This window comes from Streptomyces chryseus (assembly GCF_014650755.1).
GTDB lineage: Bacteria > Actinomycetota > Actinomycetes > Streptomycetales > Streptomycetaceae > Streptomyces > Streptomyces chryseus.
The window spans coordinates 19,168-40,170 of the sequence record NZ_BMVO01000033.1; the positions used below are offsets into that span (position 1 = coordinate 19,168).

General features: G+C 72.0%; 24 protein-coding genes and 1 pseudogene. 12 read left to right on the top strand and 13 right to left on the bottom strand.

Annotated elements, in window-relative coordinates:
- Positions 1-83 precede the first annotated feature (83 nt).
- The 4 genes from IE185_RS29995 (at position 84) to IE185_RS30010 (ending at position 2,815) form a co-directional block, all read left to right on the top strand.
- Complete coding sequence (locus tag IE185_RS29995) at positions 84-743, top strand: hypothetical protein (protein WP_138896341.1); 660 nt, start codon at positions 84-86, stop codon at positions 741-743.
- A gap of 265 nt (positions 744-1,008) precedes the next feature.
- Positions 1,009-1,242, top strand: a complete 234-nt coding sequence (locus tag IE185_RS30000) for a chaplin (protein WP_138896342.1) — start codon at positions 1,009-1,011, stop codon at positions 1,240-1,242.
- Between the two features lie 138 nt (positions 1,243-1,380).
- Positions 1,381-2,247 (top strand): chaplin, encoded by an 867-nt coding sequence (locus IE185_RS33900; protein WP_170198326.1) that lies wholly within the window; start codon positions 1,381-1,383, stop codon positions 2,245-2,247.
- 244 nt (positions 2,248-2,491) lie between these two features.
- Positions 2,492-2,815 carry a hypothetical protein gene (locus IE185_RS30010; protein ID WP_138896343.1) on the top strand — a complete coding sequence of 108 codons (324 nt, stop codon included), beginning with the start codon at positions 2,492-2,494 and terminating at the stop codon, positions 2,813-2,815.
- A 216-nt stretch (positions 2,816-3,031) separates the two neighbouring features.
- Here IE185_RS30010 and IE185_RS30015 read toward each other — a convergent pair whose 3' ends face one another.
- A complete protein-coding gene (locus IE185_RS30015) occupies positions 3,032-3,427 on the bottom strand; it encodes a rodlin (RefSeq protein ID WP_138896344.1) in 396 nt (131 codons plus the stop codon).
- Positions 3,428-3,637: 210 nt separating this feature from the next.
- Between IE185_RS30015 and IE185_RS30020 the strand changes: the two genes are divergently transcribed.
- Positions 3,638-4,033, top strand: a complete 396-nt coding sequence (locus tag IE185_RS30020; protein ID WP_138896345.1) for a rodlin — start codon at positions 3,638-3,640, stop codon at positions 4,031-4,033.
- A gap of 179 nt (positions 4,034-4,212) precedes the next feature.
- Here the strand turns inward: IE185_RS30020 and IE185_RS30025 are convergent, their stop codons facing one another.
- A complete protein-coding gene (locus IE185_RS30025) occupies positions 4,213-4,719 on the bottom strand; it encodes a DUF5949 family protein (protein WP_138896346.1) in 507 nt (168 codons plus the stop codon).
- An 82-nt stretch (positions 4,720-4,801) separates the two neighbouring features.
- A complete protein-coding gene (locus IE185_RS30030; RefSeq protein WP_138896347.1) occupies positions 4,802-5,191 on the bottom strand; it encodes an ArsR/SmtB family transcription factor in 390 nt (129 codons plus the stop codon).
- 115 nt (positions 5,192-5,306) lie between these two features.
- Between IE185_RS30030 and IE185_RS30035 the strand changes: the two genes are divergently transcribed.
- Positions 5,307-7,292 carry a heavy metal translocating P-type ATPase gene (locus IE185_RS30035; RefSeq protein ID WP_189716393.1) on the top strand — a complete coding sequence of 662 codons (1,986 nt, stop codon included), beginning with the start codon at positions 5,307-5,309 and terminating at the stop codon, positions 7,290-7,292.
- A 55-nt stretch (positions 7,293-7,347) separates the two neighbouring features.
- Here IE185_RS30035 and IE185_RS30040 read toward each other — a convergent pair whose 3' ends face one another.
- Positions 7,348-7,692 carry an ArsR/SmtB family transcription factor gene (locus tag IE185_RS30040; protein ID WP_189716395.1) on the bottom strand — a complete coding sequence of 115 codons (345 nt, stop codon included), beginning with the start codon at positions 7,690-7,692 and terminating at the stop codon, positions 7,348-7,350.
- A 65-nt stretch (positions 7,693-7,757) separates the two neighbouring features.
- On the opposite strand from IE185_RS30040, the gene IE185_RS30045 reads away from it, so the two are divergent.
- Positions 7,758-8,684, top strand: coding sequence for an endonuclease/exonuclease/phosphatase family protein (locus IE185_RS30045; RefSeq protein WP_189716397.1), 927 nt, complete (start codon positions 7,758-7,760; stop codon positions 8,682-8,684).
- A gap of 34 nt (positions 8,685-8,718) precedes the next feature.
- On the opposite strand, the gene IE185_RS33380 is transcribed toward IE185_RS30045, so the two are convergent.
- The 3 genes from IE185_RS33380 to IE185_RS30060 all read right to left on the bottom strand — a co-directional run bounded on the left by IE185_RS33380 (position 8,719) and on the right by IE185_RS30060 (position 11,255).
- Positions 8,719-9,087 (bottom strand): CAP domain-containing protein, encoded by a 369-nt coding sequence (locus IE185_RS33380; protein ID WP_229843772.1) that lies wholly within the window; start codon positions 9,085-9,087, stop codon positions 8,719-8,721.
- A 509-nt stretch (positions 9,088-9,596) separates the two neighbouring features.
- Positions 9,597-10,004, bottom strand: a complete 408-nt coding sequence (locus tag IE185_RS30055; RefSeq protein WP_189716398.1) for an ATP-binding protein — start codon at positions 10,002-10,004, stop codon at positions 9,597-9,599.
- 60 nt (positions 10,005-10,064) lie between these two features.
- Positions 10,065-11,255: a PP2C family protein-serine/threonine phosphatase gene (locus IE185_RS30060; protein ID WP_138898461.1), complete on the bottom strand. Its 1,191-nt coding sequence runs from the start codon at positions 11,253-11,255 to the stop codon at positions 10,065-10,067.
- Positions 11,256-11,495: 240 nt separating this feature from the next.
- Here IE185_RS30060 and IE185_RS30065 point away from each other — a divergent pair, with 240 nt between their 5' ends.
- Positions 11,496-11,846 carry an STAS domain-containing protein gene (locus tag IE185_RS30065; protein WP_229843770.1) on the top strand — a complete coding sequence of 117 codons (351 nt, stop codon included), beginning with the start codon at positions 11,496-11,498 and terminating at the stop codon, positions 11,844-11,846.
- On the opposite strand, the gene IE185_RS30070 is transcribed toward IE185_RS30065, so the two are convergent.
- Both IE185_RS30070 and IE185_RS30075 read right to left on the bottom strand, forming a co-directional pair.
- The gene (locus IE185_RS30070) at positions 11,843-12,346 is read right to left on the bottom strand and encodes a MarR family winged helix-turn-helix transcriptional regulator (RefSeq protein WP_138898462.1); all 504 of its coding nucleotides are present in this window, start codon (positions 12,344-12,346) and stop codon (positions 11,843-11,845) included. The genes IE185_RS30065 and IE185_RS30070 overlap by 4 nt on opposite strands.
- A gap of 84 nt (positions 12,347-12,430) precedes the next feature.
- Complete coding sequence (locus IE185_RS30075; RefSeq protein ID WP_138898463.1) at positions 12,431-13,294, bottom strand: RNA polymerase sigma factor SigF; 864 nt, start codon at positions 13,292-13,294, stop codon at positions 12,431-12,433.
- 187 nt (positions 13,295-13,481) lie between these two features.
- Between IE185_RS30075 and IE185_RS30080 the strand changes: the two genes are divergently transcribed.
- Together IE185_RS30080 and IE185_RS30085 are read left to right on the top strand one after the other, a co-directional pair.
- A complete protein-coding gene (locus IE185_RS30080; protein WP_138898464.1) occupies positions 13,482-14,117 on the top strand; it encodes a hypothetical protein in 636 nt (211 codons plus the stop codon).
- A 100-nt stretch (positions 14,118-14,217) separates the two neighbouring features.
- Positions 14,218-14,775 (top strand): flavoprotein, encoded by a 558-nt coding sequence (locus IE185_RS30085; protein ID WP_189716400.1) that lies wholly within the window; start codon positions 14,218-14,220, stop codon positions 14,773-14,775.
- A gap of 37 nt (positions 14,776-14,812) precedes the next feature.
- On the opposite strand, the gene IE185_RS30090 is transcribed toward IE185_RS30085, so the two are convergent.
- Entirely contained in the window at positions 14,813-15,874 is a 1,062-nt protein-coding gene (locus IE185_RS30090) for a serine/threonine-protein kinase (RefSeq protein WP_229843773.1), read from the bottom strand.
- Positions 15,875-16,119: 245 nt separating this feature from the next.
- On the opposite strand from IE185_RS30090, the gene IE185_RS30095 reads away from it, so the two are divergent.
- Complete coding sequence (locus IE185_RS30095) at positions 16,120-17,631, top strand: alpha/beta hydrolase (protein WP_138898064.1); 1,512 nt, start codon at positions 16,120-16,122, stop codon at positions 17,629-17,631.
- A gap of 102 nt (positions 17,632-17,733) precedes the next feature.
- Here the strand turns inward: IE185_RS30095 and IE185_RS30100 are convergent, their stop codons facing one another.
- From IE185_RS30100 to IE185_RS30105, 3 genes and pseudogenes are all read right to left on the bottom strand, one after another.
- Positions 17,734-18,474 carry a PP2C family protein-serine/threonine phosphatase gene (locus IE185_RS30100; RefSeq protein WP_138898069.1) on the bottom strand — a complete coding sequence of 247 codons (741 nt, stop codon included), beginning with the start codon at positions 18,472-18,474 and terminating at the stop codon, positions 17,734-17,736.
- A gap of 171 nt (positions 18,475-18,645) precedes the next feature.
- A pseudogene (locus tag IE185_RS34130) lies at positions 18,646-18,873 on the bottom strand (class III lanthionine synthetase LanKC N-terminal domain-containing protein); the annotation flags it as partial.
- Positions 18,874-19,057: 184 nt separating this feature from the next.
- On the bottom strand, positions 19,058-19,822 hold the full coding sequence (locus IE185_RS30105; protein WP_138898065.1) for a DUF72 domain-containing protein: 765 nt from the start codon (positions 19,820-19,822) through the stop codon (positions 19,058-19,060).
- Between the two features lie 243 nt (positions 19,823-20,065).
- On the opposite strand from IE185_RS30105, the gene IE185_RS33905 reads away from it, so the two are divergent.
- Positions 20,066-20,815, top strand: a complete 750-nt coding sequence (locus IE185_RS33905) for a LysM peptidoglycan-binding domain-containing protein (protein WP_280117303.1) — start codon at positions 20,066-20,068, stop codon at positions 20,813-20,815.
- Positions 20,816-21,003: the final 188 nt, after the last annotated feature.

Sequence of the window (21,003 nt, forward strand, 5' to 3'; positions counted from 1 at the left end):
CGTGCGGGAAAAGTTGCGGAGGGTGGCAGCCGGTTGCACGGTGGCGTTGTCCCCTCTCCGACCTCTCACGTAAGGACATCCCCATGCGCATCTCCCGAACCGCCGGACTCGTCGTCTCCTCCGTGGCGTGCGGGGTACTGGCGTTCGGCTCGGCCGGGGGCGCGATAGCCGCCCCGGCGACGCCTCCGCTCGCCGCCGAGAGTCCCACCGACAGCATCGCCGCGGAGGACGCGCTGCCCGGCGCCGACAAGCTCACCCCGCAGGTGAAGCTGCTGAGCGAGATCGCCGGTGTGCTCAAGCCCGTCACCGAGCTCCTCGACGCGGTCATCGCCGGCGGCGGCAAGCTGCCGGCCGCCGAGGTCGCCCAGCACACGAAGGCGGTCGAAGAGGCCCTGAAGGGCCTTCCGAAGTCCCCCGGCACCGCCCTCGAAGTCCCCGCTTCCCCGTCCCCCGACCTGCCGTCGGTGGCGGCTCCCCGGGCCGTCGACGCGGGCCTGGAGCTGAAGGCGAAGGCGGTCGTCGACCTGCGGGCCAAGGTCGACGCGCTGCTGAAGGCGGCTCAGAAGGGCGACGCGGCGAAGGTGACCGAGGCGGTCACCGCCACCATCACCGCGACCCTCAACGTGGTCGTCAGCGTCGTGGTCGGCGGCGGACTGCCGGCCCCGAACCTCGAAGGACTGCCCGCGCTGCCGAAGGTCCCCGGCGCCGCCGAAGCTCCCAAGGTGCCCGGCTCGCCCGTCTGACGCCCGGCACGCACCGCCGATTCCCGGTTCTCCCTGTTGGGGAGGCCGGGCAGTGGCGTGCGGACGCCAATTCACGCCCCTGCGCGCCGAAATGAAGGTTAGGGCGTTCGGGTGACGGTGGATAGATAGCTTCTTTTATGGAGTTTCCTCGGTGGAACCGGATCGTTACCGATGTCGACGGCGACGCTACGGGCGTGAAGAAACAGACTCGTGCAGCGCGAAGGACGTGGCTGTGTAGGGTGTCGCCGCCGGAAAGGTTCTTAAAGTGAAGTACATGAAGAGCGCCGCATTCGTCGCCGGCTCGCTCCTGGCCGTCGGTGTCGCCTCCCCGGCCATCGCCGACTCCGGGGCGAACAGTGACGTCAAGGGCAACCCGGGCTTCATTTCCGGCAACAACGTGCAGGTTCCGGTTCACGTCCCGGTGAACGTCTGCGGCAACACCGTGAACTTCGTCGCGCTTCTGAACCCGGCCTTCGGCAACAAGTGCATCAACAAGTAGTTCCCCGTCCGAACCGCTAGATGTTCGGTCACAGTTGGCCCCTCAGTGCACGCCATGCGCTCGGGGGCCAACTGAACCTCCCTCATCGCGTGTGAGCAATCGGCTCATCCGCAGGTATGAAAGACAGGGAACGGCAAAGTGCGACAGGTTTTGAGCAGAAGTGTGTTCGCCGCGGCGGCCGCTTCCGGGCTCCTCGCCATGTCCGGAGGCACCGCAGCGGCGGACTCCGGGGCCGATGGGGAGACCTCCAACTCGCCGGGCGCTGTGTCCGGCAACAACGTTCAGGCGCCCGTACACGTTCCGGTGAACGCGTGCGGCAACACCATCAACATCATCGCGCTCCTGAACCCGGCCTTCGGCAACGAGTGCGTCAACGGCGAGTCGAAGAAGCCGCACAAGCCGTCCGGGCCCGGTCACAACGAGCCCGGCCACGGCGGCCCCGGCCACGGAAACCCCCCTGGTGAGGGCTCCGGCCACCCCGGCGGTGACTACCCCGGCGACGAGGGACCCGACGGCGGGCACCCGGGCGGCGGGCACCCCGGCAACGAAGACCCCGGTCACGAAGACCCCGGTCACGAGAACCCGGGGAACGAGAACCCCGGTCACGAGAACCCGGGGAACGAGAACCCCGGTGGGCACCCGGGCGGTGAGCCGCCGCGTCACGAGCCGCCGCACCAGGAGCACCCCGGTGACGAGCCGTGCGAGGAGCACCCCGGCGAGGAGCCCCCGGCCGAGGAGCCCCCGGGTCACACGCCGCCCGGCAACCCGCCGGCCGAGAAGCCCCCGGTGAAGGAGCTGCCGGCCGAGGAGCCGTCCGTCAACAAGCCGCCGGTGGAGGAGCCCCAGGCCCACGAGCCGCCCACGCAGGTGCTGCCCGCCGCGCAGGAGGCCTCCAGCCTGGCCGACACGGGCGCCGGCGAGGTCGGAGCCGCCGCCGCGCTCAGCGCCGCGCTGCTCGGCGGCGGTGTGCTGATGTTCCGCCGCAAGGCGTCCGCGCAGGTCTGATTCACAGGACGCACAGCACGATGGAGCGGGTTCTCCGGAACCCGCTCCATCCGTGTGTCCGGGCGCCTCCCGGCCGTAACGCGGTCTCCGCATCCGAGTGAATCGGCAAGAAACGGCGTAGGCTGTCAGTTTCTCACCGTCCTGGCCTTCGTTAGTCCTGGTGTAAGTGACATGGAACAGCAGCGTCGGAATGTCACGGGATTCGTAGTTCGCGGATACGCCAGCACGAAGAGGGATTACTGGAATGAAGTACATGAAGGCCGCCTCGTCCATTGCCGTCTCGATGATGGCCGCGGGAGCGGCCGCGGCCGCCGCGTCTCCGGCAGCGGCAGCGGCCGCCGACTACCAGGCGATGAGCCTGAACGGCGGCGTGCAGCAGCTGACCGACGCCCTGAACACCCACCAGCCCGTGGACACCACCGTCCAGCCCCTCCTGCACACCGCGACCGACACCGCGCAGGCGGTCAACGAGGCCAGGAACGGTGACCCCTCGAAGCTGCTCGGCAACGCGCAGGAGACCGCCAAGATGACGACCCCGATGCTCGGCGGCGTGCCGCTCGGGGGCTGACGCCCACCTCCCGCGCTCCTCGCGCGACGCAGGAAGGCCGGTGCGTACACCAGACGGTGTGCGCACCGGCCTTCCTGCGTGTACGGGATGTGCACGCGGGTGTACGGCGCTGTGCGGGCCCGGGTCGGTCGTCGGTGCGCGCCGGGCGTGCGGGGGCACAGCAGTGCGCCCCTGACGACGGTCAGGGGCGCACTGGTGGTCAGGCGGCGATCAGCGTCACTCGTTCGACGCGCCGTTGCCCGCGATGGCGTTGTCCAGCAGGTGCGACAGGGTCTCGTCACCCTTGTTCTGGGTGGAGTTCTCGACGCACTGCTGGTTCTGCGGGTTGGACAGGATGTCCTGGACGCCGACGTTGACGCCGCCGACCACGTTCTGGATGTTCTTGATCGGGACGGCGAGACACGGCTTGTTGAACGAGCCCTGGATGATGGACAGCTGCGGGCTCTGCTTGCCCTTCGTGATGGAGTTGCCGTACTTCTGCACCGATCCGTTGCCGCTGGCGTTCGCGGTGGTGTGGTCGTCCACGGCGGCGATCGCCTGACCGGCTCCGGCAGCGCCGAACCCGACTACAGAGGCAGCGACCGCGGCCGTGGCCATCATCTTCTTGAGCATTTGGTTTCCTTGTTAGTCCGGTACTCAGGGTTCTGCGTCAGGCTCAACTTTCGTTAAGAGGATTGGTTGCGCCGATTCACTCGAATGGTATTTGCGGGCCTTCTGGCCCAATCCCGCACGGCCGAATGGGTGATGCAGGAGAACTAACCCATCGTTGCGGAGTTGGTCAGTGAGCCTCACCTCGGGGTACGACATGGAAAGAGGAAAACAGTGATCAAGAAGGTCATGGCTACCGCTGCCGTCGCCGTCTCCGTCATGGGCCTCGGTGCCGCGGCCGCCCCGCAGGCAATGGCGGCCGCTGACGACCAGGACACCCGCAATGCGAGCGGCAACGGGTCGAAGCAGATCTACGGCAACTCCGCCACGCACGGCGACATGAGCCCCCAGATGTCACTCATCCAGGGCTCGTTCAACAAGCCGTGTGTCGCCGTCCCGATCAAGAACATCCAGAACGTGTTCGGCCTCATCAACGTCGGCGTCCAGGACATCCTGTCCAACCCGCAGAACCAGCAGTGCGTCGAGAACTCCACCCAGAACAAGGGTGACGAGACGCTCTCGCACGTCCTGGACAACCTGCTCGCGGCCAACGGCGCGGACAACAGCTGACGCTCGTCGGCGACGGCCCGAGCCACCGCGCTCCCTCCTGCGCGGCGGTCCGGGCCGGGACCCGGCCGGGAGGCGACGGAGACCCCAGCCACTCCTTTCGCCCCTGGTCACAGCCTTCAGGCCCCGTAGATGGATCACCTCTACGGGGCCTGAAGGCTGTGGGGTGCGGGGGCCGATGGTTACTTGCGCAGGGTCGTCACCGGAATGACGCAGTGCGCCGAGGCGGCGAGTACGTCCTCGTCGGCGACGAACGCCTTGAGGGCCTCCGCCTCGACGGGGACGCCGGGCTTGCCCTCCGGCCACGGGCGGGTCGTGAAGATGAAGTGCACCTGCTTGCGCCGGAGGGCCGCCGCGATCCACTCCTCGGGCACGACGCTCTGGACCCGCAGGCTCGGCATCGTCAGGGACGCGCTGCCGCTCTCGACGAGCAGGCTGATCGGCTCTTTGGACTTGGAGGCGTCGGTGATGCCCGCGCCGACCGGCAGGCCGGTCTGTTCCAGCAGGAGGCGGACGGCCCGCTCACCGGCCTCGGGGCCGGCCGTTCCGTCACCGAGGGAATACGCGAGCAGGAACGCCATGTCGCGGCCGTCGTCAATATTCTCGCCCGACCATGCGATTACCGAGATGGTGCCCAAGTGGCTTTGTTCGACAGGTGTTTGAGCGGTTTCGGCTGTCTCTGAGGTCATACAGCGGGACCCTAATTGCCCGTAGTGGGTGCGCCCGCCCACAAGTCACCCGGTCGGCCTAATCCGCTTTCCGCAATACCCCTTACGAGGAAGGCCCTTCGGCCGTGCCCGGCCGCTCCTTCGAGGGGACGTCCCGGGCGCCGAGGCGCAAATGCTCGATGTGATAAACGGCTTCATCGAGAAGCTGGGCGACGTGATTGTCGTACAGGCTGTAGACAATGCGGCGGCCCTGCCGGACTCCCGTGACGAGGCTAAGCGCGCGCAGGAGCCGGAGTTGGTGGGAGACCGCCGACTGTTCCATCCGGACGGCTTCGGCCAGTTCCGTCACGCCGCACGGGCTCTGGCGCAGGCGCGTCAGGATCATCAGCCGGGACGGGGTGGCGAGGGCCTGGAGCGTGGCGGCGATGGTGGCGGCGGCGTCCGCGTCGAGATGACCCGTGGGTGTGGCGCGTTCGTCGACTCCGTGTCCCATGTGGCCATCGTATCGGGGCTCATATCGGCTATTGCTGAAGAGGTCTTCATGTGTTCCGTTATGGTGTGGGGTCTCCGCGTTCCGCTCGCTCCGCTCGACTGAGAGGTGATCCGTCATGGCTTCTCCGCTGCTCGACGACCGCCCCGCCGTACGCCCGGCCGCCGCGCCGGTGCCGTCCCGCCGTACGCGCCTGCTCGCCCTGCCGGAGGTGCGGTGGGCGGGGCTGTCCGCCGTCGCCTTCCTGCTGGCCTTCCCGCTCGACCTGGCCGGGGCGCCGGGGTGGACCTGGGGGCCGCTCTACGCGGTCTGTTACGTGGCGGGCGGCTGGGAGCCGGGGTGGGCCGGGCTGATGGCGCTCAGGGAGCGGAGCCTCGACGTCGACCTGCTGATGATCGTGGCGGCGGCGGGAGCGGCGGCGATCGGCCAGTTCCTGGACGGCGGGCTGCTCGTCGTGATCTTCGCGGTGTCCGGGGCGCTGGAGGCGCTGGCCACGCGGCGTACGGCGGACTCCGTGCGGGGGCTGCTGGATCTGGCTCCCGCCACGGCTGTGCGGGTGGCGTTCGCGGGGGAGGAAGCGGTGGGCGAGGTGGTGGTGGCCGTCGGCGAGCTGCGGGTCGGGGACGTGGTGCTCGTACGGCCGGGGGAGCGGCTGCCTGCCGACGGGACCGTGGTCCACGGCGCCGGTGAGGTGGACCAGGCGACCATCACCGGGGAGCCGCTGCCGGTGCGCAAGGCGCTGGGGGACGAGGTGTTCGCCGGCACGCTCAACGGCACGGGGGCGCTGCGCGTCCGGGTGGACAAGGACGCGGCCGACTCGGTCATCGCGCGCATCGTCGGGATGGTCGAGGAGGCGAGCGGGACCAAGGCGCCCACGCAGCTGTTCATCGAGAAGGTCGAGCAGCGCTACTCGGTGGGCGTCGTGGTCGCCACGCTGGCGCTGTTCCTCGTACCGCTCGCGGTGGGGGCCGACTTCACCTCGACGCTGCTGCGGGCCATGACGTTCATGATCGTTGCCTCGCCCTGCGCGGTGGTCCTGGCGACCATGCCGCCGTTGCTGTCCGCGATCGCGAACGCGGGGCGGCACGGTGTGCTCGTCAAGTCCGCTGTGGTGATGGAGCGGTTGGGCGGTGTGACGCGGGTGGCGCTGGACAAGACCGGGACGTTGACGGAGGGGGCGCCCCGGGTCGCGGAGGTGCGGGTGCTGGGGGCGGTGTGCGGTGAGGACGGGGTGCTGGCGGCCGCCGCCGCCGCGGAGTACCCGAGTGAGCATCCGGTCGCGCGGGCCGTCGTGGCCCTGGCCGAGGAGCGCGGGCTGCGGATCGATCCGGCCGAGGACTTCTCCTCGGAGCCGGGGTGGGGGGTCCGGGCCGTCGTCGGGGGGCGGGACGTGCGGGTGGGGAGGCCGGGGGGCGGCGGTGCGGGGGTGGCCTCGGGGGGCGAGAGGGTGGCCGATGCGGTGGATGAGGTGGAGGGGGCCGGGCGTACCGCTGTGGTGGTGTGGGTGGACGGGGTGCCGGTGGGGGTGCTCGGGGTGGCGGACCGGGTGCGGGCGGGAGCCGGGGAGGCGGTCGAGGCGCTCGGACGGCTGACGGGGTCGGTGCCGGTGCTGCTGACCGGGGACAACGCGCGCGCTGCCGAGCGGCTCGCCGGTGAGGTCGGCATCACCGAGGTACGGGCCGGGCTGCTGCCGCAGGACAAGGTGGCCGCCGTGCGGGAGTGGGAGGCGGCGGGGGAGAAGGTGCTGGTCGTCGGCGACGGGGTCAACGACGCGCCGGCGCTGGCCGCCGCGCACAGTGGCATCGCGATGGGGAGGGCCGGGTCGGATCTGGCGCTGGAGACGGCTGACGCGGTGGCGGTGCGGGACGAGTTGGCCACCGTGCCGGCGGTGGTCGCGCTGTCACGGCGTGCGCGTCGGCTGGTCGTGCAGAACCTCGTCATCGCGTCCGTGTGCATCGGGGTGCTGGTGGTGTGGGATCTGGCGGGGCATCTGCCGTTGCCACTGGGGGTAGCGGGGCACGAGGGGTCGACGGTGCTCGTGGGGCTGAACGGGTTGCGGCTGCTGCGGGAGTCGGCGTGGCGGGGGGCGGTGCGGGACGCGTAGGGCGGCGGCGGTGGGCCCGGTGCGGCGCCGTCCGCATGGCCGCTTGTGGATCTTGTCAGGCCGCGTACTGGCCCAGCATCCTGCCCATCGCTGCCAGTACGGACGGAGCCACCCGGTAGTACACCCAGGTCCCGCGGCGTTCCGAGGTCAGCAGGCCCGCTTCCCTGAGCTTCTTCAGGTGGTGGCTGACCGTGGGCTGGGATACGCCCACGTCCGAGATGTCGCAGACGCACGCCTCGCCGCCCTCGTGCGACGCGACCGCGGAGAAGAGGCGCAGCCGTACGGGGTCGCCGAGGGCCTTGAACATCGCGGCCGTACGGACCGCCTCCTCTGCCGAGAGGGGGCGCTCGTTGAGGGGTGGGCAGCACGGCTCGGCGGTCAGGGCCTCCATGTTCGACATGTGTCTATGTTGACACATGTCGAAGCTTTGGGCCGGTGGCGTGCGTGGACCGTTACGGTCGGGCGATGCGCGCGAGTCGGTGGGAGTGGCGGGGGTGGGGGCCGGCGGCGGTGGCCGCGGTGGTCGCCGGGTTGCTGGCTTTTCCGTCCGCCGTGCCCGACATGGCCGGGCGGCCGGGCAGTCTGCTGGAGACGTTCCTGCCGTGGCTCGGGGTGTGCGTTCCCGTGCTGCTCGTCCTGTCGTGGTGGCGGCGGTCGCTCGCCGGGCTGGTGGCCCTGGTGCTGCCCGTCGCCGCCTGGGTGGCGGGCTTCGGCGGGATGCTCGCCGGCGGATCGGCGTACGACCTGGTCGCGGTGCAGCACAACGTGAGCGACGAGAACGGTGATCCGGCGGGCACGGCCCGGGCCCTGGCGAAGGTGCGTCCCGGGCTGGTCGCCCTGGAGGAGCTGACCCCGGGCGGCGCCGCGGTGTACGCGTCGGTGCTTCGGGCGGACTTTCCCCATCACGCGGTGGTGGGGACGGTCGGGCTCTGGTCGACGTACCCGCTGACGGACGTGCGGCCGGTGGACATCCGGCCGCAGGGGGTCGGGGCGGGCTGGAACCGGGGGCTCCGGGCCGAGCTGCGGATGCCCGGACGGGAGGCGGTCGCGGTGTACGTCGCTCATCTGCCGTCGGTACGGATGGGGCCGGCGGGGTTCGGGGCCGGGCGGCGGGACGAGAGCGCCCGGCTGCTGGGCGCCGCCCTCGCCGACGAGCCGCGGGAGCGCGTGATCCTGCTCGGTGACCTCAACGGGACGGTGGACGACCGCGGGCTGGAACCGGTCGGCGCGCAGGTGACGTCCGGGCCGGGGTTCGCCTTCAGCTGGCCGGCCCGGTTCCCCGTGGCCCGGATCGACCAGATCATGACCAGGCGGGCGACCGTCACCGAGGTGTGGTCGCTGCCCGCGACGGGGAGCGACCATCTGCCGGTGGCCGCGCGCATCAGATGGTGAGCGCCGTCAGCGGCGGGGCCGCCGCTCCTTCGTCTCAACGCGGGCGGGCCAGCAGGAGCGTCCACCATCCCTGGCCGCCCCGGTGGCTCACTCCGACGCCCACGTGCTGGAAGGCGCAGGTGAGCATCACGGCGCGGTGCTTCGGGCTCTGCTTCCACCGGTGCAGGGCCGATGCCGGGTCGCGCTCGGCGCGGGCGAGGTTCTCGGCCACCCTGCGCCACCGGTAGCCCTCGTACGTGAGCCGGTCGCCCGGCCGGGAGTCGTGGGCGCCGGTGTGGGACAGGGAACCGGCGCGTGACATGTAGGCGCTGTGTCGTTGAGCGGCCCTGGTGAGGGCGCGATGACTCCTGACGGGTCGGCAGCCGTGACGGGCGCGCTCGCGGTTGAGGAGGCGGACCAGCACTTTGCGGGTCTTCTGCGCGGAGGACGTGGGGCGCCTCTCGCGCCCCGTCGGCCTGCGCGGCGGGCGGTGCTCCGGGCCCGCCGAAGGGCGCCACGTCGCCTGCCAGACGTCCGGCAGCGGTGTCAGCGCGTGGGGCTGGAAGCGGTGCGGTGGAGGGGGTGGATCCGCGCTCGCGGGCGCGGCGGTGACAGGGGCCAGGACGACGGCCGTCGAAAGCAGGATCAACGTCAGTTTCCGGTGCAACCGCGCTGCCCTTTCTCTCTGGTTCTCGCGGACGTGCCTGCTCTGTGGCGGGTGCTGGCGCGTGAGCGGCGGCGGGCACGACAACGGCCCGGTTGCCTGGCGCGACGACCGCGCACTTGACGGCGGTGGGTCGAGGACCGCCGGACCTTCGTGTGCGTGCCCCGCTTCAATGATTCGCGTCTCGGGTCGGATACGGCGCGTCGGTTCGTCGGAATGGTGCAGGTGGTTACGCCGAACGCGCAGAACTTCGACGCGGAGGACCGACCTCAGATGCCGAGCGCCGCGCAGATCTTCTTGCCGCCTTCGGGGGACGGGGTGACGGTGACGAAGCGGGCCAGGAAGTTGACCAGGGTCAGGCCGTAACCGCCTTCGTAGCCGGTGATGTCCGGGTGGCGCGGGCGTGGGCGGGACGGGCTGGGGTCCTGCACGGTGATCTCCACCGTGTGCCGGCTCGCGGTCAGGCGCAGCCCCGTGATGCCGCCCGCGTGCCGCAGGGCGTTGGTGACCAGCTCGGAGACGACCAGCACGACGTTCTCGGCGGCCTCCGCGGTGGGCGCCGGGGCCAGGCCGGACAGGAACGCGCGAGCGGTGTCGCGCGCCTCGGCCGCCGTGTCCGGTCGAGTGGTCTTCTCGGCGGCGGTGCTCCGGTCGGAGGCCGTCTGCGTACGGTTCATGTCGTTCACCCCCGTTGGCGGGAAGGCCCTGCTCCGGACCCCGGGGCTCCTGCCCCGCTTTTACCGCGGGCTAACTTCGCGCGTGGCTCGGCCGAACCAGTCCAGGCAGACGACGAGGGCGTCGTCGGCGGCGTCCGCGTCGGTGTCCCGGTACGAGGCCAGCTCCTGGAGCACCGCGCGGGGCACCGCGGCGGCGGGCAGCAGGCTCGCGGCCTGGATGGCTCGCGCGAGCGCGCGTTCGCCGTAGGTTTCGCCCGCCCGCGTCGCGGCGGCGTACACGCCGTCGCTGACGAAGACCAGCCGGTCACCGGGGAGTACCCGGAACTCCTGGGCGACGTACCCCGTCTCCTCGAACATGCCGAGCGGCAGCTGGGCCTCGAACGGCACGCGCTCGACGGTCTTGTCGCGCTGGCGCCACAGCTGGGGGGAGCCGGCGTCGACGACCTGGGCGTGACCGGTGGCGAGCTCGAAGGAGAGCAGGAGGGTCGAGACGTACGACTCCCCGTGGTGCTGTCCGTAGATGGCCTGGTCGGCGAGGGCGGCCTGGTCGGCGATGCCGATGCCGGCCCTGCGGGCGTTGCGCAGCGCGTTGACGGCGAGGTTGGTGAGGAGGGACGCCTCGATGCCCTCGCCCATTCCGTTGGTGACGGTGAGGGTGAGGGTCTCGGCGGTGGTGGCCCAGTCGAAGTTGTCGCCGTGGATGGCGTACGCGGGCTCCAACTGGGCGCCAATGGCGTACTCCTGGCGGGAGCAGGCGCGGCCGGGCAGCAGCTGCCACTGCATTTCGGCGGCGAGCGTCAGGCGGCTGACCCGGCGGGCCTGGAGGTACAGGTCCGTGTCGCGCTCGGCGACCATGATCTCGTGGCCGAGGAGCTCGGCGAGTTCGGTGAGTTCGTCGGTGGCCTGGGGTGTGCATCTGTGCTTGGGCAGGCGCACGGTGAGGATGCCTAGTCTGTCGCCGCGGACGGTCACCGGCAGGTGCAGGTCGACCGCGCCGTCCTGGGCCACGTACTGCCCGTACGGCTCCTGGCTGCCGAAGGCGCGGCCCTCGGGGCTGGCGTCGACCGGCAGCGCCTGTGCGGTGTGGGGCAGGGCGGTGACCGGCTGGAGGACCGTGAGGCTGTAGTCGGCCAGGAGAAGGTCGACGTGCGTGGCTTCGTAGTGCTCGACCAGTGCGGCGCGTGCCGTATCGAGGAGAGCGTGCGGTGCGGCGGTGCGCACGGCACGCTCAACGGCCAGGAATTGCGTCACGGTCGGCGGTCCTCTGGGGTGAGTTCGGCGGGTTGTCGGGTTTCGTGCGCGGGGGCGGCCGGTCGGTCGCGGGTGGGGTGGACGGTGCAGCGTAACGGTATTGCGGAGATTCCGTGAGCATAATGTTGACAAACGTCGAGTGTTGCCAAGTGGCAACTGTTACCCCTAGGCTGATTGTGCCGCACCATCGGGGCAGATGCGTCGGCTCAGCCGGCCGCTGCCACATCTGAGGGGCCAGTTGTGCACCAGACACGCAGCACCGAACCACGCATGCTCCTCGTCACCCACCGTTCGGAACGGGCCGTCGTACTCGCCCTGCACGGCGAAGTGGACATGGACTCCGTCGAACCCCTGCGCCTGGCGCTGGACAGCGAGGCCCGCCGGGGGTGGTCGCCCGTGGTGATCGACCTGTCGGCGGTGGACTTCGCGGACACGGCGATGATCAACGCTCTGCTGGGGGTGCGCCCGCTGCTCGGGGGGCGCCTGCGCCTCGCCGCGCCCTCGGCGCTCGTGACGCGGCTGCTGGGGGTGCTGAGTCTGGACGACGCGTTCACGGTCCGCGACAGTCGCGAGGCGGCGGTGGCGGCCTAGGCCGGGCGTACCGCCCGTACCGGGGACTCGTCCTCGGCCGCTCCGCCGTGGACTACCGCGGCGGCGGCGTCGCGGAACGCGGCGAGGCCCTCGGCCAGCCGCGTCAGGTCCTCGGAGGCCATCGCCCCGAGCACCGGGGCCAGCTCCAGCACCTGGCTCTCCCGTACTTCTTCGAGCAGGAGCCGCCCCGGCCTGCTCAGGTACAGCTCCACCTCACGGCGGCTCGACGGGCTGAGGCGGCGCTCCACCAGGCCGGCCGCCTCCAGGCGGTCGCACAGCCGGCTCGTGGCGGGCGGGCTCGATCCGAGCGTCTCGCCCAGGGCCCGCAGATTACCGCCCTCCAGGCGCTCGATCACCAGCAGCGCGCGGAGCTGCGACGGCGAGATGGGCCCGGACGGGGCCCTCAGCTGCGCCCTGCCCCACAGGACCGCGAGCAGGTCCGTCACCTCGGACGCGGTGTACGCCGGGTCCGGTGAGGGCGACGGTGGGCTGGGGGGCATCGTTCCACTGTGCCACCCCGGGGGCGGCGCTGTCAGTACGGGCCGGCACATCGTGCGCCCGCGGCCGCGGTGTGCCGGCCGCCCTCAGTGCTCGCCGGCCAGCATCCCGCTGCGCAGCTGCTTCAGCACGCGCGTCAGGAGCCGGGACACCTGCATCTGGGAGACGCCGAGCTCGGCGCCGATCTGCGCCTGCGTCATCTCCTGGCCGAAGCGCATCTCGACGATGCGGCGGTCGCGCTCGTCGAGCCGCTCCAGGAGCGGGGCCAGCGTGTGCAGGTCCTCGACGCTCTCCAGGGCCGGGTCGAGCTCACCGAGCCGGTCGGCGAAGGTCCGGCTGTTGGCGTCGGGGCCGTCACCGCTGTCGTTCGGCGCGTCGAGGGAGCCGGCGGTGTAGCCGTTGGCGGCGACCAGGCCCTCGATGATCTCGTCCTCGGAGAGGCTCAGGTGCTCGGCCAGCTCCTTGACGGTCGGGTCGCGGTCCAGGCGCAGGGAGAGCTCCTCCTTGGCCTTCGCGAGGTCGACGCGCAGTTCCTGGAGCCGGCGGGGGACGTGGACGGCCCAGCTGGTGTCACGGAAGAACCGCTTGATCTCACCGACGATGTACGGCACGGCGAAGGTGGCGAAGCCGACCTCGCGGCTGAGGTCGAACCGGTCGATGGCCTTGATCAGACCGATCGTGCCGACCTGGACGATGTCCTCCATGTCGCCGCCGCCGCGGTTGCGGAAGCGGTTGGCGGCGTACCGCACGAGGGAAAGGTTCATCTCGATGAGGGTGTTGCGCGCGTACTGGTACTCGTGCGTGCCCTCTTCGAGCACCTGGAGCTGGTCGAAGAAGAGCTGCGACAGTTCTCGGGCGTCCTTCGGTGCGACCTTGCCCGCGTCCTCGATCCAGGGAAGCTCCCCGACCGTCTCCACATCGGCAATGGTCTCCGCAGACACCGTCGTCATGGCCGCCGTCCTCTTCATCGTCCTGCCCCTCCCCGGTGTTCCGACCCTTTCAGAAGTCGCTCCTGCCCCGGAATCCGGATCCCATGCGTCATTACTTTCCGCGTTTATCCGACCAAGATTCGGTAACACTCCGTAACGACAGAGCGGAATCCTCGTACGAGGAAGCCCCGGAGAAAGGTGGGAACTCATGTCTACGGGCGCTGTGGTCCTTCTGGGTGTGGTGGCCGCGATCATCACGGCACTCCTGCTGGCCCGGCCGGTGGCGCAGGCTGCCCCCGACGACCTGCGCCGCAGGTTCGGGCCGGAATTCGACGAGACGGCCGCACGGCACGGCGGCGACGTCCGGGCGGCCGAGCGCGACCTCGGCGCGCGGCTGCGGCGGTTCGGGGGCCTGCGCGTCAAGAGCCTGACGACGGCGGCGCGTGAGCGGTACGCCGCGCAGTGGGCCGGGCTGCAGGAGCGGTTCGTCGACGCGCCGGGGGCGGTCGTCGCGCAGGCCGACGCGTTGCTGGACAGCCTGGCGCGCGACCGGGGCTTCCCCGCCGACTCCTTCCAGCGGCAGTACGAGGCGCTGTCCGTGCACTGCCCCCACGAGGCGGGCGCGCGTCGTCGGCTCCGGGAGGCCGCCGAGCGCGCGGCGGCGGGTGACACGGACACCGAGGCGCTGCGCAAGGCCCTGCTCGCGGGCCGCGCGCTGTTCGCCGAGCTGATCAGGACCCGCCCGCAGGACGAGGGCGCCCGCGGGCCCAGCGCCCTGCAGCGCCTCCCCCGCCGCCCGCACCTCCCGGCCCAGCGGGTCGCGGCGCACCAGCGCGCCGACTGAGTCGGCGTCCGGCGCGAGGGGGAGCCCCCCGCCGGAGAGCCTGCGGGGGCGCCCTGATCCACTGGTCGGCACTGGTTCAGCGGTCGGCCGGGAGTGTGGTGTGTCCGAGCAGTCCAAGCCTTTTCTGTACGTCGTCGTCTGCGCGGCCGGGGGCGCCGACGGGGTGGGGCGGCTCGTCACCGCCGCGCGGGAGCGGGGATGGGAGGTGGGCGTGATCGCCACGCCGCAGGGGCTCGGCTTCATCGACGAGGGAGCGGTGGAGGCGCTGACCGGAAGGCCGGTGCGTTCCGCGTGGCGGGCACCCGGCGAGCCGCGGCCGTTTCCCCCGGCGGACGCCATAGCCGTCGCCCCGGCCACGTTCAACACCGTCAACAAGTGGGCCGCGGGCATCGCGGACACCCTGGCCGTGGCCACGCTGTGCGAGGCGTACGGCGCGGGGGTGCCCACCGCCGTCCTGCCCTCCGTGAGCCCGGCCCTGGCCGCCCACCCCGCGTACCGGCAGAGCATCGAGCGGCTGCGGGGGATGGGCGTCCTGGTGGGAGGCGGTTCGGGGCCGTTCCGGTGGGAGGAGGCGCTGGAGCTGCTGGCGGGCGCCGGCCTCCCGGTGACGGGCCCTCGGCGCGGGTCCGGTGAGCGCGGGTCCGGTGCGCCCGGGTGAGCGCGGGTCCGGTGCGCCCGGTTAGTGGTGCGCCGGCTCAGCGGGGCGACTCGGCGGTGGTCTCGGGACCGGGGCCCGGGGTGTCGGCGGAGCTGGGCTCGGGGGAGAGCCAGGCCATGCCGATGAGCACCGCCGCGAGGAAGGCGATGGCGCCGGCGATCGCGCTCGCCACGCGGGGGCGGCGGCGTACGAACTTCCGGGTGCTCGGCCGCTGCATGGGCGGCGCGGCGCGGCGGCGGGACGCCGGACGCGGGGCGCCGGTGGAGGGCAGCGAGTACGTCGTGGTGGACGGCGGCGGCGGGCCGTTCGCCGGGACCGGGGAGGGCAGCGGCTCAGGGCGGCCGCGCCAGGAGTCCTGACGGAACCAGTCGGCGGCCTGCTCGGCCGTCGGACGGTCCTCGGGCTGCTTGGCGAGCAGCCCCAGCAAGTACGCCTCGAACGGGGCCGGCACGTCGACGCCGAGATGGCGTGGCGGCACGGGCGCCGCGTCCACGTGCTGGTACAGCGTGCCGGTCGCCGTGTCCGCCTGGAACGGCGGCCGCCCCGCGAGGAGTTGGTAGAGGACGCAGCCGAGCGAGTACATGTCGGAGGCCGGGCCGGCGGGTCTGCCCAGTGCGCGCTCGGGAGCCAGGTAGAGGCTGGTGCCCACGATCTGGCCGGCAGTGGTGAGCGCGGTGGCGGGGTCGTCGACGAACTGGGCGATGCCGAAGTCCGCGATCTTGACCGTGCCGTCGTGACTCGTCATCAGGTTGCCGGGCTTGATGTCCCGGTGCACGACACCCTGACGGTGGGCCGCCGCCAGGCCGGCGGCCGCCTGGGCGGCGATGCCGGCGACCCGCTCGGCCCGCAACGCGCCCTCGGTGAGCAGGGTCTGAGCCAGACTCGTCCCCTCGACGAGCTCCATGACGAGGTAGAAGCGGTCCTCCCACGCCCCGAAGTCGAACACCGCCACCAGATGCGGATGGCTCAGCCGGGCGGCGGTCTGGGCCTCCAGCCGGAACCGGGCGGCGGCCGAGGCGTCGGCCCCGTTGCCGAGCAGCAGCTTGACGGCGACTGGCCGGCCCAGCACCTCGTCCGTAGCCCGCCAGACCTCTCCCATCCCGCCCCGCCCGATGGGTGTGTCCAGCCGGTATCTGTCCGCCACCAGCACTTGCGCACCAACCCCGATTCACTGTGACAATCTCAAGGCTGCTGAACCTACTTCACGCCGTTGTCACCCCTTCGGGTGAGGGCTGGAGTTACGCCGGATCAGGCGTTCAGGGACATGGGCGCGGGGGGTACCCCCACCGCGGGTGTCCTGCCTGCCGCATGGGCGCAGGCGGCCCTCTCAACCACCCTTGTCGCATGACGACTTACTCCCAACAGGCCACCCGAAGTCTCCTTCTCGCACTCTCGGTCGCGGCCGTGGCGTCCACCCTGACCGCCGCACCGGCCGCGGCGAGCGGCGCCGCCGGAACGCCCGCCCTCGACTGGAAGCCCTGCGTCCGCGAGGACGGGCCCACCGGCCAGGAGTGCGCCGAGCTGCCCGTACCGCTCGACTACCGCGACCCGGACGGCCGGCAGCTCACCCTCGCCGTCTCCCGTGTCCCCGGCGACCGGCCGCAGGCGCGGCGCGGGACGCTGCTGGTGGTCCCCGGCGGGCCCGGCGGCTCGGGGGTGCGGCGGCTGACGCAGAAGGGGGCGGCGCTGCGGGAGGCGACGGGAGGGGCGTACGACATCGTCAGCTTCGACCCGCGCGGTGTGGGCGCGAGCACCCGGGCGAACTGCGGCCTCGACGAGGGCGACCGCCACCTGGTGACGCTCCGCGGCTGGCCGGGGCCGAACGGTGAGATCGGCGAGAACGTCGCCCGCGCCCGCCGCGTCGCCGACGCGTGCGCCCGCAACGGCGGCGACGAACTTCGCAGCTTCACCACGGCGAACGAGGTGCGGGACATCGACCGCTTCCGGCGGGCGCTGGGCGAGGAGAAGCTGTTGGCCTGGGCCCTCTCGTACGGGACGTACGTAGCGGCGGTGTACGCGCAGAAGTACCCGCGGCACACCGACCGCTGGGTGCTGGACAGCAGCGGGGACCCCGACCCGGCCCGGGTCGCGCGGGGCTGGCTGGCGAACATGTCGGCGGGGGCGGACGGCCGCTTCCCCGACTTCGCGGCCTGGGCGGCCGACCCGGCGCGGGAGGCGCGGGGACTGCGGCTGGCCCGCAGGCCGCAGGACGTACGGCCGCTGGTGCTGGGCCTCGCGGCGCGGCTGGACCGGGAGCCGAGGCCGTCCGACCGGCCGGGTACGCCGCTGACCGGCAACCGCCTGCGGCAGGCCCTGCAGAACGCGCTGACCAGCGACGGAGCCTTCCCGCAGATCGCCGCGCTCATCAAGCAGGCCCTGGACCCGGACGCCGAGGTGGTGCTGACCCCCGACATCGCCACGGCGCTCTCGGACGAGGACGCGGCGGTGACGGTCGGGGTGATCTGCAACGACGTGCGGTGGTCCGGGCCGGCCCCGGCGCCGTACCAGCGGGCCGTCCTCGCCGACCGGGCCCGGTATCCCCTGACGGCCGGGATGCCGGTCAACGTCACGCCGTGCTCCTTCTGGAAGGGAGCGCCGGTGGAGAAGCCCACCCGGATCACCGGTCGCGGCCCCTCGAACATCCTGATGGTCCAGAGCCTCCGTGACTCCGCCACGCCGTACTTCGGGGGGCTGAGGATGCGCGAGGCGCTGGGCGACCGGGCCCGTCTCGTCACGGTGGAGCACGGTGGCCACGTCGTCTACCTGGGCAACGGCAACGCGTGCGGTGACCGTGCGGTCAGCACGTTCCTCACGACGGGGGAGCGGCCGGCGCGCGACTCGTACTGCGCGGACTGAGCGGGGCGCGCCCGGCCGACGACGGCCGGTGGCCGCCCGCCCGACGACCGGTGGCAGCCCGACGAACGGCCGGTCGCCGTGCGGGCGGCGGCGGCCGGTCTCCTAGGCGCTGACGCGTACCGTCGCGAACGTGATGTTGTCGGGGCCGCCCGCCTCGATCGCCCCCTTCCAGAGTTCGAACGCGGCCCGGGCGCCGTCGTGCTCCCCCAGGACCCCGGCGATCTCCTCGTCCGGGCACGGGTCGGTCAGCCCGTCCGTGCACACCAGGTAGCGGTCGCCCGCCGACAGCGCGCGGGTCGTCACGTGGGGTGTGACCGTACTGAACACGGAGCTGCCGCCGAGCGTCTGGGTGACAGCCGAAGTGGTACGGCGCCCGGGCGGCGGCAGCGGGCTGTCGTCCACGCTGACCTGCCCGAACCCTTGCGGGGACGCTTCGAAGACCTTGCTGTCGCCCACGTTGAACACCAGGACCGACGAGGCCAGCACGACGACGCCCGCGATCGTGGTCCCCATGGTGAACAGGTCCGGATCGCCGTCGGCGGCGGAGTACACCGCCCGATTGCACAGTGCCAGAGCGGCACGGACGGCTTCCTCACTGTCCAATGACGCTCCCAGGGCGGCCAGTTGGCGTACGACCAGCGAACTGGCCACCTCGCCGGCCGGCTGCCCGCCGAGCCCGTCGGCGACGGCGACGACGAGCGGGGTGCCGAGGGGGAAGACGAGCGTCTGGGGGTTCTCTGTCACCGTGCCGCAGAGCGTCCACGGTCCGGCGACGAGGCTGTCCTCGTTGTGCTCGCGCATCAGCCCGGGATGGCTCAGGGCGGTCACAGCTGTGTACGGCACCGGAAGTCCCGCCTCTCCGCGCTGGAAGGCACGTCCTCCCCACCATTGTCCCGCCGCGCCGCCCGGAACCGGGGGGCGCCCGGTGGCGTGGCCCCCGGCTCGGTCGTTGGCGGTCCGGCGGCCGGATCCGGCCGGGCACCTGGAACGGTGGTCCGCGCCCCCAGCGCGCGGGTCGCTGAGTATGTACGGTCCCGGCCGGCCGTCCAGGTACTGGCCGAGCTCGGTGAGCACCCGCCGCAGCGGTGCCTCGTCCGCCGGGCAGACGGTCACGAATTTGCCGCTGGATCCCCGGTGCGCGTACTTCGCGTCGGCCAGGAGCGGGTAGTCCTTGCCGGGGAGGAGCTTGAACGGAATCCGGCGGAGGACCCAGTAGTCCCACACGGCGGCGATGATCTCCACGCCCGGGACCGTGACGTCCGCACACCTGGCAGGGGGAGCGGATCGGCCCCGAGCCCGTGCGCGCGGTAGCGGTGGTTGGGCCCGGAGGCGTGTGCGCGGGAGCGGTCCGGCCTCGAAGCCGGGCGCGCGGGAGCAGTCCGCCCCCGAGACGTCCGCGCGGGAGCGGTCCGGCCCGGGGCCGTGGTCAGCGAGGAGGCGTGCGGCTGACCGTCCGGCCCAGCGCGGACGCTTCCCGCCCGAACCTGGCGGCGTCCACGACCGCCGCGCCGCCCATGTCGTTGTTGAAGTACACGAACACGTCGTCCTCGTCGGACCAGGCGTCCGCCACACGCCGCGCCCAGGAGCCCAGTGCCTGCCGCCCGTAGTGCGGCGGCGGCTGGGCGGTGCCGCCGTGGAACCGCACGTACCCCCACGACGCGGTCCGCCACAGCGGCGTGACCGGACGGGAACCACGATCGGCCCAGCACAGGGCGCTGCCGTGCCGCTCCAGCACCTCCCGCAGCTCCCCCTCCACCTCCCACCACGAGGGGTGCCGCAGCTCGACGGCCACCCGCACCGAGCCGGGGAAGCACCCCAGGCAGGCGTCCAACGCCGCGATGTCCGTACGGAAGTTGGGGGGAAGCTGCAGAAGCACGGGACCCATCCGGTCGCCGAGGCCGGCGGTACGGTCCATCAGCCGGCTCACGGGCTCCTGCGGGTCGCGCAGCCGCTTCAGGTGGGTCAGGTAGCGGCTGGCCTTGACGGCCATGACGAATCCCTCGGGGGTCCGCTCCCGCCAGGAGACGAAAGTCTCCCGGGTGGGCAGCCGGTAGAAGGCGTTGTTGTTCTCGACCGTGGCGAAGTGGCGTACGTACTCCTCCAGCCAGAGCCGCTGGGGCTGTTCGGACGGATACAGACCGCCGCGCCAGTCCTTGTACTGCCATCCGGAGGTTCCGACGAGCAAGGGCATGCTCCGATGCCTGCCCGGAATCCGGTGCCCGGCACGGTGGGGCCCGGGACCGGCCTCCAAGCGGGTGAAAGCGCGGCACGTCGTGGGCGGCGTACGGACCGAAAAGCGTACTGGCGGGTTATCTGTTGCTTGCCCACCGGCCGTGACGTCACCGCGTCACGGCGCTGCCGGAGTCAGCGGAGGAGAACTCGGATGTCGCCTTCACCCTTTGCCAAGCGGTCTGTCCAAACGGTCCTGTCTCTGATGCTGGTACTCCTGAGCGCGCTGGGCCTCGCCGGCCAGAGCACGGCGAGCGCCGCGACGCGGTCGGCCGCCCCGCAGGCCGCGCCGCAGTCGGGCGCTCTGCACTCGGTCCTTCCGCAGTCGGTCCTCCCGCAGTCGGTTCTTCCGCGGACCGCGCCGGCGCGGCCCGACTGGGAGAGCATCGCCGCCTGCGAGAGCAACGGCCGCTGGAACATCAACACCGGCAACGGCTACTACGGCGGGCTCCAGTTCGCGCCCTCCACGTGGCGCGCGTACGGCGGCCATCATTACGCGCCCCGCGCCGACCTGGCCACCCGGTCCCAACAGATCGCCGTAGCGACACGCGTCGCCCAGGACCGCGGCCTCTCCGCCTGGCCCAACTGCGGACGGCGCCACAGTGCGAGCAGCTCCAGCTCCAGCAGCACCGGGACGGCATCCGGCACCAGCGGCTCCGGAGTGACCGCCGCCCAGCCGCAGCGCCAGTTCCAGCCGCAGGTACAGCCGCAGCCCCGGATCCAGCCGCAGCGTCAGGCCCAGCCCCCGGCCGCGGTCCCCGCTCCGTCGCGCGGTTCCCACGAAGCCATCGCTTCGCAGACGTACGTCGTACAGCCCGGTGACTGCCTCTCCGTCATCGCCGACCGCGCCGACGTACGCGGCGGCACCCAGGCGCTGTACGAACTGAACCGGCACAAGCTCGACGAGGGCCCGGACCGCATCTACCCCGGCCAGCGTCTGCGACTGCACGCATGAGGCCCGGGACGCGATCGCGCGTGTGCGACAGCCGAAACGTTTACGCCGCGGACCGAGCGAAGGTCCACCCCGCACCGCACCCCGTACGCCCCCGCGCTGCCTTCGGCGGCATCCGCTTCCCCCGCCACCGGCTCCAGGCCCAGTGGCTGTCGCGATCAGCGCACTTCGAGTACGCCGAGCGTCCCACG

Coding starts and splice junctions, on each gene's coding strand:
- IE185_RS29995 (WP_138896341.1), top strand. CDS start 84: ATGCGCATCTCCCGAACCGCCGGACTCGTCGTCTCCTCCGTGGCGTGC.
- IE185_RS30010 (WP_138896343.1), top strand. CDS start 2,492: ATGAAGTACATGAAGGCCGCCTCGTCCATTGCCGTCTCGATGATGGCC.
- IE185_RS30015 (WP_138896344.1), bottom strand. CDS start 3,427: ATGCTCAAGAAGATGATGGCCACGGCCGCGGTCGCTGCCTCTGTAGTC.
- IE185_RS30025 (WP_138896346.1), bottom strand. CDS start 4,719: ATGACCTCAGAGACAGCCGAAACCGCTCAAACACCTGTCGAACAAAGC.
- IE185_RS30030 (WP_138896347.1), bottom strand. CDS start 5,191: ATGGGACACGGAGTCGACGAACGCGCCACACCCACGGGTCATCTCGAC.
- IE185_RS30035 (WP_189716393.1), top strand. CDS start 5,307: ATGGCTTCTCCGCTGCTCGACGACCGCCCCGCCGTACGCCCGGCCGCC.
- IE185_RS30040 (WP_189716395.1), bottom strand. CDS start 7,692: ATGTCGAACATGGAGGCCCTGACCGCCGAGCCGTGCTGCCCACCCCTC.
- IE185_RS30045 (WP_189716397.1), top strand. CDS start 7,758: ATGCGCGCGAGTCGGTGGGAGTGGCGGGGGTGGGGGCCGGCGGCGGTG.
- IE185_RS30055 (WP_189716398.1), bottom strand. CDS start 10,004: ATGAACCGTACGCAGACGGCCTCCGACCGGAGCACCGCCGCCGAGAAG.
- IE185_RS30070 (WP_138898462.1), bottom strand. CDS start 12,346: ATGCCCCCCAGCCCACCGTCGCCCTCACCGGACCCGGCGTACACCGCG.
- IE185_RS30075 (WP_138898463.1), bottom strand. CDS start 13,294: ATGACGACGGTGTCTGCGGAGACCATTGCCGATGTGGAGACGGTCGGG.
- IE185_RS30080 (WP_138898464.1), top strand. CDS start 13,482: ATGTCTACGGGCGCTGTGGTCCTTCTGGGTGTGGTGGCCGCGATCATC.
- IE185_RS30090 (WP_229843773.1), bottom strand. CDS start 15,874: ATGGGAGAGGTCTGGCGGGCTACGGACGAGGTGCTGGGCCGGCCAGTC.
- IE185_RS30095 (WP_138898064.1), top strand. CDS start 16,120: ATGACGACTTACTCCCAACAGGCCACCCGAAGTCTCCTTCTCGCACTC.
- IE185_RS30105 (WP_138898065.1), bottom strand. CDS start 19,822: ATGCCCTTGCTCGTCGGAACCTCCGGATGGCAGTACAAGGACTGGCGC.
- IE185_RS33905 (WP_280117303.1), top strand. CDS start 20,066: ATGCTGGTACTCCTGAGCGCGCTGGGCCTCGCCGGCCAGAGCACGGCG.